General features: G+C 68.8%; 13 protein-coding genes. 9 read left to right on the top strand and 4 right to left on the bottom strand.

The window, feature by feature from the left end; translation table 11 throughout:
- The first annotated feature begins 32 nt into the window (after positions 1–32).
- Both DMC61_RS24120 and DMC61_RS24115 read left to right on the top strand, forming a co-directional pair.
- Positions 33–659 carry a PadR family transcriptional regulator gene (locus DMC61_RS24120; protein ID WP_125691413.1) on the top strand — a complete coding sequence of 209 codons (627 nt, stop codon included), beginning with the start codon at positions 33–35 and terminating at the stop codon, positions 657–659.
- Entirely contained in the window at positions 640–2,250 is a 1,611-nt protein-coding gene (locus DMC61_RS24115; protein ID WP_125691411.1) for a DHA2 family efflux MFS transporter permease subunit, read from the top strand. The genes DMC61_RS24120 and DMC61_RS24115 overlap by 20 nt, the downstream gene beginning before the upstream one ends.
- A gap of 111 nt (positions 2,251–2,361) precedes the next feature.
- On the opposite strand, the gene DMC61_RS24110 is transcribed toward DMC61_RS24115, so the two are convergent.
- Positions 2,362–4,167 carry a glycoside hydrolase family 3 protein gene (locus tag DMC61_RS24110; RefSeq protein WP_199750084.1) on the bottom strand — a complete coding sequence of 602 codons (1,806 nt, stop codon included), beginning with the start codon at positions 4,165–4,167 and terminating at the stop codon, positions 2,362–2,364.
- A 166-nt stretch (positions 4,168–4,333) separates the two neighbouring features.
- Here DMC61_RS24110 and DMC61_RS24105 point away from each other — a divergent pair, with 166 nt between their 5' ends.
- The gene (locus DMC61_RS24105; RefSeq protein ID WP_125691407.1) at positions 4,334–4,960 is read left to right on the top strand and encodes a nucleoside triphosphate pyrophosphatase; all 627 of its coding nucleotides are present in this window, start codon (positions 4,334–4,336) and stop codon (positions 4,958–4,960) included.
- 100 nt (positions 4,961–5,060) lie between these two features.
- Positions 5,061–6,425, top strand: a complete 1,365-nt coding sequence (locus tag DMC61_RS24100; protein WP_125691405.1) for a dicarboxylate/amino acid:cation symporter — start codon at positions 5,061–5,063, stop codon at positions 6,423–6,425.
- Between the two features lie 153 nt (positions 6,426–6,578).
- Here DMC61_RS24100 and DMC61_RS24095 read toward each other — a convergent pair whose 3' ends face one another.
- Positions 6,579–7,262, bottom strand: coding sequence for a hypothetical protein (locus DMC61_RS24095; RefSeq protein WP_125691745.1), 684 nt, complete (start codon positions 7,260–7,262; stop codon positions 6,579–6,581).
- 83 nt (positions 7,263–7,345) lie between these two features.
- Between DMC61_RS24095 and DMC61_RS24090 the strand changes: the two genes are divergently transcribed.
- The 5 genes from DMC61_RS24090 to DMC61_RS24070 all read left to right on the top strand — a co-directional run bounded on the left by DMC61_RS24090 (position 7,346) and on the right by DMC61_RS24070 (position 11,040).
- The gene (locus tag DMC61_RS24090; RefSeq protein WP_125691403.1) at positions 7,346–7,630 is read left to right on the top strand and encodes an SAV_915 family protein; all 285 of its coding nucleotides are present in this window, start codon (positions 7,346–7,348) and stop codon (positions 7,628–7,630) included.
- Between the two features lie 149 nt (positions 7,631–7,779).
- Positions 7,780–9,570: an acetyl/propionyl/methylcrotonyl-CoA carboxylase subunit alpha gene (locus DMC61_RS24085; protein ID WP_125691401.1), complete on the top strand. Its 1,791-nt coding sequence runs from the start codon at positions 7,780–7,782 to the stop codon at positions 9,568–9,570.
- A gap of 46 nt (positions 9,571–9,616) precedes the next feature.
- A complete protein-coding gene (locus DMC61_RS24080) occupies positions 9,617–10,072 on the top strand; it encodes a DUF1707 domain-containing protein (RefSeq protein ID WP_063272336.1) in 456 nt (151 codons plus the stop codon).
- 41 nt (positions 10,073–10,113) lie between these two features.
- Positions 10,114–10,488 carry a DUF1707 domain-containing protein gene (locus tag DMC61_RS24075; RefSeq protein WP_007031946.1) on the top strand — a complete coding sequence of 125 codons (375 nt, stop codon included), beginning with the start codon at positions 10,114–10,116 and terminating at the stop codon, positions 10,486–10,488.
- 21 nt (positions 10,489–10,509) lie between these two features.
- A complete protein-coding gene (locus DMC61_RS24070) occupies positions 10,510–11,040 on the top strand; it encodes a GNAT family N-acetyltransferase (protein WP_125691399.1) in 531 nt (176 codons plus the stop codon).
- Between the two features lie 75 nt (positions 11,041–11,115).
- Here the strand turns inward: DMC61_RS24070 and DMC61_RS24065 are convergent, their stop codons facing one another.
- Together DMC61_RS24065 and DMC61_RS24060 are read right to left on the bottom strand one after the other, a co-directional pair.
- The gene (locus tag DMC61_RS24065) at positions 11,116–12,579 is read right to left on the bottom strand and encodes an aldehyde dehydrogenase family protein (RefSeq protein ID WP_125691397.1); all 1,464 of its coding nucleotides are present in this window, start codon (positions 12,577–12,579) and stop codon (positions 11,116–11,118) included.
- A gap of 97 nt (positions 12,580–12,676) precedes the next feature.
- Positions 12,677–14,416: a glycerol-3-phosphate dehydrogenase/oxidase gene (locus DMC61_RS24060; RefSeq protein ID WP_016331323.1), complete on the bottom strand. Its 1,740-nt coding sequence runs from the start codon at positions 14,414–14,416 to the stop codon at positions 12,677–12,679.
- Between the last annotated feature and the right edge of the window lie 192 nt (positions 14,417–14,608).

The raw sequence follows: 14,608 nt of genomic DNA, 5'->3' as shown, positions 1-14,608 counted from the left end.
AATCAGCAGGGAATCTTCCAAGGGGGACAATCATGGCCGCGAAGCTCACTCCGCTCGCCATGGCGGTGCTCGAACTCCTGCATGAGCGGCCCATGCATCCGTACGAGATGGCGCAGCTGATGCGTGAGCGCTTCGTCGACACGCGCGTGAAGGTGAAGGCCGGCTCGCTCTACCACGCGGTGGATCGCCTGGTGCAGAACGGTTTCGTCGAGGTCGTCGAGACACAACGGGACGGGAAGCGCCCCGAACGCACCGTGTACGCGATGACGGACACCGGCCGCGACGAGTTCGTCACCCGGGCGCAGGACATGCTGGCCAACCCCGCCGAGGAGTACCCCGAGTACCTCAGCGCGCTCGCCGTCATCGACGAGCTCGGCCCGGAGATGTCGCTCACCCAGCTCAAACACCGTGTGCTGCGGCTGCAGGCCGCCATCGCCTCCGACCAGGTCGTGCTGGAAAACCTGGTCAACGAGCACAAGCTCCCGGAGATCTACTGGCTCGACTGGTCCTACGCCACCGCCCGGCGGGCCTTCGAGCTCGAATGGACCCGAAAACTCGTCGCAGACCTGGAATCCGGCCGCATCCGGTTCCAGGGGCACTGCACGCCGCAGCTGAACCTGGTCACCGAGGACGACAGTGATGAACGCAAGACAAGCTAATCCCTGGGCCGCGCTTTCCGCGCTGTGCCTGGGTTTCTTCATGATCCTGCTGGACACCACGATCGTTTCGACCGCGATCCCCGCGATGCTGCGGGAACTCGGCGCCGGGCTGAACGCGATCGTCTGGGTGATCAGCGTCTACCTGCTCACCTACGCGGTGCCGATGCTGTTCGCCAGCCGTCTCGGCGACCGATTCGGGCCGAAACGCGTCTACCTGGCCGGGCTCGTGGTGTTCACGCTGGCCTCGCTGTGGTGCGGTGTGTCCGGTTCGGTCGAAATGTTGATCGCGGCCCGCGCCGTGCAAGGCCTCGGCGCCGCTTTGATGACGCCGCAGACCCTGGCGTTCATCAGCCATCTGTTCCCGCCGTCGAAACGCGGCCCCGCGATGGGGCTCTGGAGCGGTGTCGCCGGGATCGCGGCCATCGTCGGGCCGGTGCTCGGCGGCGTGCTCGTCGACCACCTCGGCTGGGAATGGATCTTTTTCGTCAACCTGCCGGTCGGCGTGGTCGCGATCGCGCTGGCGCTGCTCAAGGTGCCGGACTGGCAGCCGAAACACTCGCGTTCCTTCGACGTCCCGGGGATCCTGCTGTCCGGCGCCGGGTTGTTCTGCGTCGTCTACGGCGTCCAAAATGGACAGCATTACGACTGGGGACGCGTGTTCGGGCCGGTCACCGTCTTCGAGGTCATCGGCTTCGGCATCGCCCTTCTGGTCGCTTTCGTGGCGTGGCAACGGTTCAACCGCCGCGAACCGCTGCTCCCGCTCGGCGTTTTCGCGAACCGCAACTTCTCGGCCGGGGCGCTGACGGCGGTCACCGTCGGCTTCGCGATGACCGGCATGTTCCTGCCTCTCGTGATCTACCTCCAGGCCGTACTGGGCGCGTCGCCGACGATGTCCGGCCTGGTGTTCGCGCCGATGTCGTTGCTGGGCGGCCTGATCGGCCCGTTCGTCGGCCGCGCTTCGGACAAGGTCAACGCGAAGATCCTGCTGATCGTCGGGCTCACCGCGCTCGCCGCCGGATTGGGCCTGACGGCCCTGATCGCCGAAGCGGGCGCGAACGCGTGGGCGCTCACCCCGGCGCTGGTGGTCGCGGGCGTCGGCATCGGCTTCATCTTCGCGCCGATGGGCAATCTGGCGATGAGTTCGGTCGAACCACGGTTCATCGGGACCGCGTCGGGCATCTTCAACACGGCCCGGCAGGTCGGCGGCGTGCTCGGCAGCGCGGCCGTCGGTGTGCTGCTGCAGGCACGGATCAGCGCTTCGATCGCCGGCGAGGCGGCGTCGGCCGCGAGCGCGTTGCCGGAGCAGTACCGGGCGCCGTTCACGGAAGGCGTCGCGAAGGCCGCGGAATCGACCGGGGAGTTCGGTTCCTCCGGCGCGGCCGCGTTCCCCGGCCTGCCGCCCGGTGTCGCCGAGCAGGCTCAGCGGCTCGCGCTCGACGCCGTCCACAATGGACTCACCGACGCGGCGCGGGTGGCGCTGCTGCTTCCGGCCGCGGTGCTCGCGCTGGGCGTGCTCGCCGCGCTCACCATGCGGCGCTCTTCGCGGGCACCCCACCCGCCCGCTCGCGAACCCGCCGCCAGCGCCGCCTGACCCTCCTCCCGCATTTCGTCCTCTGAATGCGGACCGATGCAAGGAACGGTCCTTTCCTGGCAAATTTCGCAAGGAAAGGACCGTTCCTCTCATCCGCGCGGGAGGCGGAAGCTACCGGCGGTACCGCAGGCCGTAGCCGTACGGGTACAGCGCCTTCTTGCCGTCACCGACGTTCACCGGCTCCTGCGCCGCGCTGACCGGCCAGCTGAACGTCAGCTTCCCGGTCGGGTTGTAGTCGCCGTAAAGGACATCGGCGACACCGGCGCCTTCGCTGCCCGGGAGCCAGGCGGCGACCAGCCCGTCGAACTGCGGCAGCTGCGCGGCGATGTCGAGCGGACGGCCGGACACGGTCACCACGACGACCGGGACACCGGAGCTCTTCAGCTTGGCGATCGTGGCGAGGTCTTCCGCGTCGAGTCCGAAGCCGTTCGGCCGGTCTCCCTGTCCTTCGGCGTACGGCGTTTCGCCCACCACGGCGACGGCGACCCGGTAGCTGCCGTCGATTCCGTTACCCGCACGGTCATAGGTCACCGTGGTTCCCTTCCCCGCCCCCGACTTGATGCCGTCGAGGATGGTCGTGCCCGGGATCACCGGGCCGCTCTGTCCCTGCCAGGTGAGCGTCCAGCCGCCCGCCTGGTTGCCGATGTCGTTCGCGTTCTTGCCCGCGACGAAGATCTTGTTGTTCTTCTTCGCCAGCGGCAGCACACCGTCGTTCTTCAGCAGCACCTGGGATTCGCGGACAGCCTGCCGCGCCAGTTCGCGATGTTCCTTGCTGCCGAACGTCTTCTGGAGCGATCGGTCGGTGTACGGGCGCTCGAACAGGCCGAGCTCGAACTTCTCCGCCAGGATGCGGCGGTTCGCGTCGTCGATCCGGTCGCGCGAGACGCGTCCCGCCTCGACTTCGGCCTTGAGGTACGCGATGAACTGCGGCGCGTCCCACGGGACCATGAACATGTCGATGCCCGCGTTGACCGAAAGCCGCACCTCTTCCGGGGTGAAGCCCTCCTTGCCGTCGATCTGGTTGATCGCGTTGTAGTCCGAGATCACCAGCCCGCGAAACCGCAGTTCCTTCTTGAGGACGTCGGTGATGAGGTACTTCTGGGCGTGCATGCGCACTCCCTGGAAGCTGGAGAACGAGATCATCACCGAGCCGACCCCGCGGTCGATCGCCTCGCGGAACGGCGGCAGGTGGATCTGGCGCAGCTCTCGTTCGCTCACCTCGGTGCTGCCCTGGTCGACGCCGTTCGTCGTGCCGCCGTCGCCGACGTAGTGTTTCGCCGTCGCGAGCACTGATCCCGGTTTCTCGCCGAGCCTGCGCCCCTGAAGCCCCGTGATCGCCGACGCGTTCGCGATGGCGTCACGCGGGGATTCGCCGAAGGATTCGTAGGTCCGGCCCCACCGGTCGTCGCGGGCGACGCACAGACACGGCGAAAAGTCCCACTGCGGACCGGTTCCGGCGACCTCCAGCGCCGTCGCCCGGCCGATTTTCTCGACCAGGCGCGGATTGTTCGCGGCGCCGAGGCCGATGTTGTGCGGGAAGATCGTGGCGCCGTAGACATTGTTGTGGCCGTGCACGGCGTCGACGCCGTAGATCGTGGGAATGCCGAGCGGCGTCGAAACCGCCGCCTTCTGGTACGAGTCGACCATGTCGGCCCACCCGGTCGGCGTGTTGCTGGCCGGCACCGAGCCACCGCCGGAGAGCAGGGACCCCAGCTTGAGCGCGGCGGCCTGGTCGGGGGTGACCGCGCCGCGTTCGGCCTGCGTCATCTGGCCGATCTTGTCGTCGAGGCTCATCCGCTTGAGCAGGTCGTTCACCCGCGCGGAGGTCGAAGCGTGGGGGTTCTTGTAGAGCGGTCCCGGGGCGGCGGACGCCACCGGGGTCAGGGCCGAACCGGCCAGGAGCAGTCCTGCGAGCACTGTGGTTTGCGTCGTGCGAAGAGATCTTCTGACGCGGAGGCGGGGCGACATTGGTTCCTCCGTAGCTCGAACAATCCATATGTTGCGCGCCACAACAAACTAACTCCACGTTCGGGTGTTCCAGGTCACAATCAGGCAACGGCGAGCCGTCGAGTACCTTCCTCACGTGCGTTTCGTTCTCGCCTCCCAGTCCCCCGCCCGCCTCGGCGTCCTGCGTTCCGCCGGCTTCGATCCGAGCGTCGTCGTGTCCGGCGTCGACGAGGACGCGGTCGCCGCGTCGCTGACCGATCCGGCCCCCGAAGAGCTGGTCCGCGCGCTCGCCGCGGCGAAGGCCGAGGCGGTTTTCGAGACGCTGGGCGGCCACTCCGACCTGGTCATCGTGGGCTGCGATTCGATGCTGTCGATCAACGGCGAGATGGTCGGGAAGCCGATCACACCGGAAGCCGCGCGCGAGCGCTGGGCGTCGATGGCGGGCAAGACCGGTGAACTTCTGACCGGCCACGCGATCATCCGCGTCGAGAACGGTGAGAGGACGAAAGAAGCGTCCGGCACCGAAGGCACCACTGTTCGCTTCGGCACACCGTCGCAAGAAGAGATCGAGGCGTACATCGCTTCCGGAGAGCCGCTTCAGGTGGCCGGCGGCTTCACCCTCGACGGACTCGGCGGCTGGTTCATCGAGGGCATCGACGGTGACTTCTCGAGTGTCATCGGGATCAGCCTGCCGCTGACCCGGCGTTTGCTTTCGGAGGTCGGTGTGAGCGTCATCGATCTCTGGACCCGTCCCGCATCCTGAGACGACTCCCACACGATCGGGTGATCCGGAAGAGTCCTGCCTCGCCGAACGTTCTTCACGTTCGGGAAATCAGGAAACCTTCACGCACCGGAGTCGCCCCGTGTCTTTCATTCGGACCTACACAAGGCCAAGGGTCTTCGCGGCGGCGGTCCTCGGCTCGCTCGTCGTGGGCGCCCTGCTCGGCGTCCTCGCCAGGACGACCGAGGCGAGCTGGCTGACCGACCTGCTCGACCAGATCGGCACGATCTTCACGACGCTGCTGCAGATCGCGGTGATCCCGCTGGTCTTCACGGCGATCGTGGTCGGCATCAACAGCCTGCGCAACCTCGGCGGCGGCAAGAAGGCCGCGCGGCTGGGTGGCAAGACCGTCCTGTGGTTCGCGATCACCTCGTTCATCGCGTCGCTGATCGGCATCGCCGTCGCGAAGCTGTTCAACCCGGGCAGCGGCGGCCTCGGCGAAGGCGTCGCCGCGACCGCGAAGAACGCGGACAAGGCCACCAAGAGCGTCGACAACTGGGGCTCCTGGAGCGCCTTCGTCGAAGGCTTCCTCCCGAAGAACTTCTTCGCCGCCTTCACCGAAGGCTCGACGCTTCAGGTGCTGTTCCTCGCCGTGCTGATCGGCGCGGCGGCCTACAGCCTCGGTGACAAGGCCAAGCCGTTCGTCGACTTCACCACCAGCGTCTTCGAGATCATCCAGCGCTACCTCGGCTGGATCGTCCGGCTCGCCCCGATCGGCATCGTCGGCCTGATCGGCGCCGCGGTCGCGAACTACGGTGACGCGCTGTTCCGCCCGCTGTTCACCACCACGCTCGCGGTGTACGTCGGCTGCTTGCTCGTACTGTTCGTGGTCTACCCGATCCTGCTCCAGTTCGTGGCGAAGGTCAGCCCGCTGAAGTTCTTCTCGAAGGCGGGCACGGCGATCCAGTTCGCGTTCGCTTCGCAGTCTTCGGCCGCGACGCTGCCCCTCACCCGGCAGTCCGCCGTGAACCTGGGCGTCCAGCCCGCGTACGCCGCCTTCGCGACTCCGCTGGGCAGCGCCACGAAGATGGACGGCTGCGCCGCGGTGTTCCCCGCGATCGGCGCCATCTTCATCGCGAACCTGTCCGGGGTCTCGCTGAACATCTGGCAGTACGTCGGGATCGTCGTGGTCGCCGTGCTCGGCGCGCTGGCCACCGCGGGCACCACCGGCTGGCTGACCGCGCTGACCCTGACCACCGCGTTCATCGGGCTCGACGCGCAGCAGGTGGCGCTCGGGATCGCGCTGATCTACTCGGTGAACCCGATCATGGACATGATGCGGACCGCGACCAACGTGGCAGGCCAGATCGTCGTCCCGGTGGTCGTCGCCCGCGGCGAAGGCCTTCTGGACGACGAGGTGCTCAACTCGCCGACAGACCCTTCGCCGACTGAGAGCGGCGAAGCGGCTACTGCCCCCGCGAAGGAGCCTGCCGCCGCTGGGGCGTGACGCTTCTCAAGTACATGAAGGCCCCCTTGAGGGACCAGAAGTCCGTGAAGGCCTCCTTCCCTACCCTCAAGGTAGTGGAGGAGGCCTTCACTACCTTGAACGCTCTAAGGACCGGCCTCCGTGCAAGCGATAGCAAAGGTCCCTTGCTCCCCGTCAGGGGCAGGCCCGCAGATCCGCCCTGGTCAGCCGCACATCCGGCCAGCCCCTCAGCTCCGAAGGCGCGGTGTACCGGCGCGTGCACCCCACGGAACCGCGGGCGACGTCGTAGATCTCCGCGAGCACCGGCGCCGCCTGGCACCGCGCCGACCCGGACTGCGCGCCGGGACATTCGTGCCGCACGACGATCACGTCCGCGACCCCGTCGGCGGTCACGTCGTTCAGCGCGATCGTCCCGGCATCGGAGAAATACGGCTTCCCGGTGTCCCGCCAGATCCCGCCGCGCGCGACGAACAGTTCGCCCGTCACACCGCCGCCCGTCTCGCCGCGTACCAGGCACACCGGTGTCGTGCCGTCGACACAGCGCAAAGAATCGCCCTTCAGGGTGACCCCGCGGTCGTTGATGATCAGCGGGTACGCGGTGTCCGCGCCGATCCGGACCACCCCCTGCTTCCCTGCGGAGTCGGCCAGCAGTACGACGGGCAGCCCGCCGACGGTCATCGCGCCGATCTCCCGGCAGGCCGAGTCGCCGCAGTTCACCCCGGGCGCGCTGGGGGCGCCGTCGGAAACCGGAGGCACGCCGGGGTCGCCGGCGGGCGTCGGAGCGGCCGGGCGGAGCAGGATCACGGTGACGATCACGCCGGCCGTCACCACCACCGCCAGCAGGGCGGTGAGCAGCACGGATCGTGGCGCCCGCGCTTCCTGTGTCCGCATATCCGAGAGCGTAAGTGATCTAGCGCAGAGTGCACGTCTATGTTGTTCCTGTGACGAACCCCGGACTGCCCAGCGCACTGTTCCTTCCGACGGCGAAAAAGCCGAAGGACTACACGAGCGCGGAGATCGAACTCCGCGCGACCAAGGACGGCCGGATGGCGTTGATCGCCTTCAGTTCCGTGCAGCGTCTGGTCGAGTGCTGCGGGCCGCATCAGCCGTGGGCGCTGGTCAAATCCGAGCACCTCGGCCGGATCCACCAGGCCCAGCCGTACGACCTGATCGTGCTCGATTCCGATCTCCCGGAAGAACTGCGGCACCGCGAAGCCCTGGTGTAGGGCCTGTTAGAAGAACTACGCCACCGTCGGCCGCTGCTATAAACAGTGTCACCGGGTGGCCTTGCTCTCACTAATCAGAGCGGGAACTTCCGTAAACTGCTGCGGAGCCGCATCGGGGCGGCCCGACGTGCGAACGCAGGAGGTACGGCGTGACCGAGCAGGCCGGCACAGGTGGTCCGGTGACCAAGATCCTGATCGCGAACCGCGGGGAAATCGCGGTACGGGTGATCAGGGCGGCGAAGGACGCCGGGCTGACCAGCGTCGCCGTCTACGCCGATCCTGACCGCGACGCACCCCACGTGCGCCTCGCGGACGAGGCCTTCGCGCTCGGCGGCACCACCGCGGCCGAGAGCTACCTCGTCTTCGACAAGCTGCTCGACGCCGCCAAGCGATCGGGCGCGGACTCGGTCCACCCCGGCTACGGTTTCCTCTCCGAGAACGCGGACTTCGCCCAGGCCGTGATCGACGCTGGGCTGACCTGGATCGGGCCGAGCCCGCAGGCCATCCGCGACCTCGGGGACAAGGTCACCGCGCGCCACATCGCGCTGCGTGCCGGCGCCCCGCTCGTGCCCGGCACCAAGGACCCCGTCGCGAACGCCGACGAGATCGTCGCGTTCGCCGACGAGCACGGCCTGCCGGTGGCGATCAAGGCGGCGTTCGGCGGTGGCGGCCGCGGACTGAAGGTCGCCCGCACCCGCGAAGAGATCCCGGAGCTCTTCGAGTCGGCGACGCGCGAGGCGATCTCCGCGTTCGGCCGCGGCGAATGCTTCGTCGAGCGCTACCTGGACAAGCCGCGCCACGTCGAGGCGCAGGTCCTCGCCGACCAGCACGGCAACGCCATCGTCGTCGGCACCCGCGACTGTTCGCTGCAGCGCCGTCACCAGAAGCTGGTCGAGGAGGCGCCCGCGCCGTTCCTGACCGACGAGCAGCGCAAGCGCATCCACGAGTCCGCGAAGGCGATCTGCAAGGAAGCCGGCTACTACGGCGCCGGGACGGTCGAGTACCTCGTCGCCGTCGACGGCACGATCTCGTTCCTCGAGGTCAACACGCGGCTGCAGGTCGAGCACCCGGTGTCCGAGGAGACCACGGGCCTCGACCTCGTGCGCGAGATGTTCCGCATCGCGCGCGGCGAGAAGCTGCGCATCACCGAGGACCCGGAACCGCGCGGCCACTCGATCGAGTTCCGCATCAACGGCGAGGACGCCGGCCGCGGCTTCCTGCCCGCGCCCGGCACCGTGACGAAGTTCGTCGCGCCGAGCGGCCCCGGCGTCCGCGTCGACTCGGGCGTCGAGTCCGGCAGCGTCATCGGCGGCCAGTTCGACTCGATGCTCGCGAAGCTGATCGTCACCGGCTCGGACCGGCAGAACGCGCTCGAGCGCAGCCGCCGCGCGCTGGCCGAGATGGTCGCCGACGGGATGGCGACGGTGCTGCCGTTCCACCGCGTGATCGTGGACGACCCGGCGTTCATCGGCGACGAGAACGGTTTCAGCGTCCACACCCGCTGGATCGAGACCGAGTTCGAGAACACCATCGAGCCGTTCGTGGCGCCGGAAACCGTCGAGGCCGAGGAAGAGCAGCCCCGGCAGAACGTCGTCGTCGAGGTCGGCGGCCGACGCCTCGAAGTGTCGCTCCCCGGCGGTTTCTCGCTCGACGCCGGTGGCGGCGGGACGGCCGTGAAGGCCAAGCCGCGCAAGCGCGCGGGCGGCACCAAGGCCGCGGTGAGCGGCGACGCGGTCACCGCGCCGATGCAGGGCACCATCGTCAAGGTCGCCGTCGAAGAGGGCCAGCGGGTCGAGGCGGGCGAGCTGGTCGTCGTGCTCGAAGCGATGAAGATGGAGAACCCCGTCACCGCGCACAAGGCGGGCACGGTCACCGGGCTCGCGGTCGAGGTCGGCGCCGCGGTGACGCAGGGCACCCAGCTGTTCGAGCTCAAAGACTGACGAATGTCGTGGTTGACGGGGCCTCGCCCGGCCTATTCTCGAAAGGGTGAGCGAGGTTCCGTCTCCGCGGCTGCGGATCAGTGATCAGGATCGCGAGTCCGCGCTGACCGCGCTCGGCGAGCACATGACCGTCGGCAGGATCGACATCGACGAGTTCGGTGACCGGTCCGCCCGGATCACCGCCGCCAAAACCCGCGGCGAGCTGGCCGAAATCTTCCTCGACCTGCCCGAGCCGCACCCCCGCTACGACGCGCCCGTCGGCGAACCGGAGAAACCGGTGTCGCCGTGGGCGGGCATCTCCCCGACGCAACGCGTCATGGGCGCGCTCCTGCCGATCCTCTTCATCGCCACCATCGCGCTCATCATCACCACCGGCATCACCTGGTGGTTCATCCTCGTCCCGATCGGGATCAGCGCCGTCGGCGAGGGTATCTGGGGCAAGGGCTGGGAGAACTCCCACAAGAAGCTCGGGAAGCAGCGTCGGCGGGAACTCGACGGCTGATCCGCCCGTAGACTCGGGACGTGGGTGCCGAGAGACCGGACATGCGGCTGAGCGACGCCGAACGCCAAGACGCGCTCGAGGCGCTGGAAGAGCATGTCCGCACCGGCAGACTCGACCTCGACGAGTTCGGTTCGCGGTCGGCGAAGGTGAGCGCCGCGAGGATGGCGAGCGAACTCGAACCGCTGTTCACGGACCTGCCCTCGCCCCGGCCCAGCGCGCTGCTCCCCCTGCCGCCGATGCCCGGCGTCGCGCAGGCGTCCGCGAAGAACGAGGTCCAGCCGTCGAAATGGCTGACGGCCAGTGCCGTGCCGATCGCCGCCGCGGTCGCGATCGCGCTGTTCTTCTTCACCCGCGGGACGTTCCTGGTCTTCCTGCTGCCGTTGGCGGTCGCGCTGATCATGAGCCGCCGTCGCTGAAGCTCCGGTTACCCTCGAAGGGTGGAACCGGTGGAGATCAACGCGGGCGAGTACTACCTGCGGCAACTGCGGGCGGACAAGGCCCTCGACGACCGTCCGGCACTGGTCGCGGCCTTCGCGGACCCGACGCATCGCAAGTACGTCCTGAACTACCGATTGCGGGACCTCGACGAGGCGACCGAGTACGTCGCGCTGCGCGCCGCCCAGTGGGCGGGTGACGAGCGCTGTTCCTGGGCGGTGGCCGAGCCGACGACCGGGGACCTGCTGGGCGAGGTCGGCCTGCGGGATCTCGATCTCGACGCCGGGTACGCGGAGGCGTCGGTCTGGGTGCGCGCGGCGTCGCGGGGCAAGGGGGTCGCGAGCACCGCGCTCAACGCGGCCCTGCGCTTCGGTTTCGGCGGGCTCGGCCTGCGCGAGGTCAGCTACCGCTACGAGGAGACGAACGAGGTGTCCGCCTCGGTCGCCCGCAAATGCGGGTTCACCCTGATCGGGCCCGAACTGGATCCGGCCCCGACCGGGGAACGCCTCATCCGCTGGCGCCGCACCGCCTGACCCTCCCGCATTTAGTCCTCTGAATGCGGTAGTTCGCGCTACGTACTACCGCATCCAGAGGACTAAACGCGGGGATCAGAAGGGGTAGGTGGGCGGCGGGTTCCGGACGGTGACCCACCGGGTCTCGGTGAACGCCTCGATGTTCGCCGCCGCGCCGCCGAAGCGGCTTCCGGTTCCCGAAGCGGCGACGCCACCGAAGGGGCTGTTCGCCTCGTCGCTGACGGTCTGGTCGTTGATGTGCACGATCCCGGTCGGGACGCGATCCGCGAGCTCCAGTCCTTTGAGGACATCGCGCGTGACGATCCCCAGCGAGAGCCCGTATTCGCTCGCGGTCGCGAGGCGGATGGCCTCCTCCGCGTCGGAGAACCGCACGACCGGCGCGACCGGGCCGAAGATCTCCTCGGCCACCGCGGGCGCCGTCGGCGGCACGTCGGCGAGCACCGTCGCCGAATAGAACAGCCGGTCGTACTCGGCGCCGGCGGCGACCCGCGCGCCCGCCGCGACGCTGGCGGTGACCAGTTCGTGGATCTTGTCCCGCTGCCCGGCGTCGATGATCGGCCCGAGCGCGACCTCGTCCTGCGCCGGGTCGCCCACCCGCAACGCGGCCGCCTTCGCCGCCAGCCGCTCGACGAAGTCGTCGTAGAGCCGCTCATGCACGAGGTGCCGCCCGGTGGTCATGCAGATCTGGCCCTGGTGGAAGAACGAGCCGAACGCGGCGACCCCGCCGGGCTCGGCGACGTCCGCGTCGTCGAGCACGATGAGCGCGGAGTTCCCGCCCAGCTCCAGATGTGCCCGCTTCAAATGCTTTCCGGCGAGTTCACCGACCTTGCGCCCGGCACCGGTCGACCCGGTGAACGAGATGACCCGGACCGCCGGATGCGTCACGAGCGTCTCGCCGACGTCGGCGCCGCCCGGCAGCATCTGCAGCACACCCGGCGGCAGCCCCGCTTCCTCGAAGATGCGCGCGAGGACGACGCCACCGGTGACGGCGGTGCGCGGGTCCGGTTTCAGGATGACCGCGTTCCCCAGCGCGAGCGCCGGGGCGACCGAGCGGATGCCCAGGATGATCGGCATGTTGAACGGCGAGATCACCGCGACCACACCGGCCGGGACACGGCGCGCCATCGAGAGGCGCGGCTCTTCACTCGGCAGGAGTTCGCCGTACGGGCGGCCGGGCAGGGCCGCCGCTTCGTAGCACTCCTGCTCCGCGACGTGCAGCGAAAAGCCCGCGACACCCGGCACGGCGCCGACCTCGCGGACGTTCCACCAGCGGATCTCGTCGGCGTACTCGGACCACAGCGTGGCCGCCTTGCGCAGGATCGCGGCCCGCTGGACGTGCGGTGTCGCCGCCCAGGCCCGCTGCGCCTCGGCCGCCGTTTCCGCCGCCTTCGCGGCGTCTTCGGCCGAGGCGATCCCGATGCTGCCCAGCACCGCTCCGGTCGCGGGCTCGGTGACCTTCCGGGTGCCGCCGGTGCCGGGCACCCAGGCACCGCCGGCGAAGATCCGGTCCGTCCACGTCGACGAGTCGAGAAACACCACAAGGCCGCCTTCCGTATCGGGAAGGCCGACGCTATGCCAGATTCACTCGATCAGGCAACGATGTCTGCGCGCGCGGCACACCACTGGGCGGCAACGGTCAACTCACCGGCTCGATGATCCCGGAGCGTGCTTCCGGCGCGGCGGAGCGCAACGCGTCGGCGGCCTCGTCGCTCGGCTGCGACTGGGACTCCCGTTCCGCGTCGACCCGCGCCTTGTACACCTCGACTTCGCGCTTCTCCTCGTCCTTCGACCAGCCGAGCACCTCGCCCACCAGGGTGGCGACCTGCGCGGCGCAGTCGACGCCGCGGTGCGCGTACTCGATGGAGATCCGCGTCCGGCGCGCGAGCACGTCTTCCAGGTGAAGCGCGCCCTCGTGGCTGGCCGCGTAGACGACCTCGACACCGAGGTAGTCCGGCGCGTGCTCCAGCGGCTTCAGCAGTTCCGGCCGTCCTTCGCCGAGCGCGAGGACCTCGTGCACCATCGAGCCGTACCGGTCGAGCAGGTGACGCACGCGGTACGGGTGCAGCCCGTGCTCGCCCGCCAGATGGTCGGCCTGGTTCACCAGCGCGTGGTAGCCGTCGGCGCCGAGCAGCGGCACCTTGTCCGTGATGGACGACTGCGGCCTGCCCGGCAGGTCGACGGCGGCGGCGTCGACGGCGTCGGCCGCCATCACCCGGTACGTCGTGTACTTGCCGCCCGCGATCGCGACCAGTCCCGGCGCGACACGCGCGACCGCGTGCTCGCGCGAAAGCTTCGACGTCTCTTCGCTTTCCCCGGCGAGCAAAGGCCGGAGCCCCGCGTAGACGCCTTCGATGTCGTCGTGCGTGAGCGGTGTCGCGAGCACGGTGTTGACGTGTTCGAGGAGGTAGTCGATGTCGTGCTTGGTCGCGGCGGGATGCGCGAGGTCGAGATTCCAGTCGGTGTCGGTGGTCCCGACGATCCAGTGGTTGCGCCACGGGATGACGAATAGCACGGACTTCTCGGTGCGCAGGATCATGCCCGATTCCGAGACGATCCGGTCGCGCGGGACGACGATGTGCACGCCCTTGCTCGCCCGCACGCGGAACCGGCCGCGGCCACCGGAAAGGCGCTGCAGTTCGTCGGTCCACACGCCGGTGCAGTTGACCACCGCGGAGGCGTGGATCTCGGTCTCGCGGCCGTCCTCGACGTCGCGCACGCGGACCCCGGAAATACGGTCCGCCTCGCGGAGGAAACCGACCACCTGGGTGGAGGTGCGCACCACTGCGCCGTAGTGCGCGGCGGTGCGGGCGACGGTCATCGTGTGGCGCGCGTCGTCGGCTTGCGCGTCGTAGTAACGGATCCCGCCGATCAACGCGGACCGCTTCAGCGCCGGGACCATCCGCAGCGCGCCGGCGCGGCTCAGGTGTTTCTGGCCGGGGACCGACCGCGCGCCGCCCATCGTGTCGTACATCAGCAGGCCGGCCGCGGTGTACGGACGCTCCCAGACGCGGTGGGTCAATGGATACAGGAAGCTGACCGGCTTCACCAGATGCGGGGCGATCGTCGTCAGCATCAGCTCGCGTTCCCGCAGAGCTTCCCGCACCAGACCGAATTCCAGCTGTTCGAGGTAGCGCAGCCCGCCGTGGAAGAGCTTGCTGGACCGGCTCGACGTTCCCGAGGCGAGGTCTCGCGCTTCGACGAGGGCGACCCGCAGGCCGCGTGTCGCGGCGTCGAGCGCCGTGCCTGCCCCGACCACTCCGCCACCGATGACGACGAGATCGAACTTGTCCTCACCCAGCCGCTGCCAAGACTCTTCCCGCTTGAGCGGTCCCAGCCTGGCGGGGCTGTTTTCGGCTTCGCGCTGAGAGCTTGCCACGTGACATTCCTCCTTGTGCCGCTGTGACTCCAGCATCGCACGATCGGCCGCGACCGGTCCGTTATGCGGGTGACACGTGTGGCGTAACCCTCGTCGATCTTGGAAGGATTGGTTCCCGCGGTGCCTGGAAGGAACAAATACGCGACGGTAACGTGCCACGGACGTGGGTCGGCAAGGGCGCCGTAGCACACC

This window comes from Amycolatopsis sp. WAC 04169 (assembly GCF_003947535.1).
Taxonomy (GTDB): Bacteria; Actinomycetota; Actinomycetes; order Mycobacteriales; family Pseudonocardiaceae; genus Amycolatopsis; species Amycolatopsis keratiniphila.
This window is presented reverse-complemented; position numbering and strand designations above follow the sequence as displayed.